This is a genomic window from Pseudomonas sp. SWRI50 (assembly GCF_014269095.1).
Lineage (GTDB): Bacteria > Pseudomonadota > Gammaproteobacteria > Pseudomonadales > Pseudomonadaceae > Aquipseudomonas > Aquipseudomonas kermanshahensis.
Genome location: NZ_JABWRW010000059.1, coordinates 1 through 1,276, shown reverse-complemented (window position 1 = coordinate 1,276; position 1,276 = coordinate 1). Strand labels below are relative to the sequence as shown.

The window sequence follows — 1,276 nt, the reverse complement described above, 5'->3', positions numbered from 1 at the left end:
TCGCCGGCAAGCCGGCTTGTGTCTTGAGGGGGTATTAGAATCAGGAGTGAGAGCGGTGAATGGCAAGCTGACTGCCGGAGGTGCTGCGAGCACGAGTGGGAGCACACGCTGCCATTCACCGTTCCACTTTGGCGAGAGCCCGAACAGTTGGATGCGGCTCTGATCTCGAATCACAAGCGTGGGCCAAGCCAAAGTTCTCTCACTCTGCTGAGTCTAGGAGATTTTGGTCATGGTTTCCTTCGTGGGTATCGATGTTTCCAGCACGTCATTGGATGTGGCGGTGCGGCCTCAAGGCATCAAATGCAGTGTCAGCAATGATCCGGCAGGCTTTGAGGAGCTGGAGAGTTGGCTTCGAGGATTCAGCATCAAACGTATCCTGCTTGAGGCTACGGGCGGGTACGAACGCGATATCCTGCACTTTCTGCAGGACGCGAGTTACAAGGTTATCCGCGTCAATCCCAAACGAGCCAGGTCGTTCGCTGACTCCATGGGCATCAAAGCCAAGACCGACGCGATTGACGCTGAGGCTCTGGCGCATTTTGCTGAAGTCATTCCCGACAAACCCACCTTGCAGGTCAGCCCAGACAGGGCTTTGCTGCGTGAATTTCTGCAGCAACGTGATCGCTTCGTTCAGCAGCGAGATGATGATCGCCGACGCCTCAAACAAGCGCAGTCACAGGTGGTTGTCGACCTTCTGAAATCCCATATTCAGCACCTCAGGCTGCAGATCAAGCTGGTTGAAAAGGAAATCAAGCAACAGACCACGACGCTTAATGACGAACGGATCGCTCAGCTGATTCAAGTCAAGGGCATCGGGATGGTGACCGCCGCCAAGCTGGTGGCGCTGCTACCAGAGCTGGGGCGTGTGGAGTCTAGGGAGATCGCCTCATTGGTCGGAGTTGCGCCGTTCAACCACGACAGTGGGAAATCGGTGGGCAAGCGCTATATCTCGGGTGGCAGATCGCAAGTCAGGCGTGCGTTGTACATGGCGTGCTGGGTAGCGGTGAGGCACAACCCGGGCATGAAGGCGCGTTATGACGCACTGAGAGGGCGAGGAAAACTCGCCAAGGTTGCTATCGTGGCGTGTATGCGGGTCTTCATCGTGCAACTCAACGCGATGATCCGGACGGGTACGCCATGGCGAGAGCAACCGCCGACAAAGCCTGAAAGTACAGCGCAAGCTCAAGGCGCAGCGTGATTTCTGTAGGAATGGGTTTGCCCGCGAAGGAGGCACCACCTTGGATGGCACGGGCTTCGCCCGTGTTCGCGGGTAAAC

General features: G+C 56.9%; 1 protein-coding gene. It reads left to right on the top strand.

Features of this window, described 5'->3' with window-relative positions:
• Nucleotides 1-229: 229 nt before the first annotated feature.
• Entirely contained in the window at nt 230-1,198 is a 969-nt protein-coding gene (locus tag HU750_RS26915; protein WP_186683369.1) for an IS110 family RNA-guided transposase, read from the top strand.
• Nucleotides 1,199-1,276 lie beyond the last annotated feature (78 nt).

Bases quoted from the DNA above. Each gene is read 5' to 3' on its own strand.
- HU750_RS26915 (WP_186683369.1), top strand. From the start codon at position 230: ATGGTTTCCTTCGTGGGTATCGATGTTTCCAGCACGTCATTGGATGTG.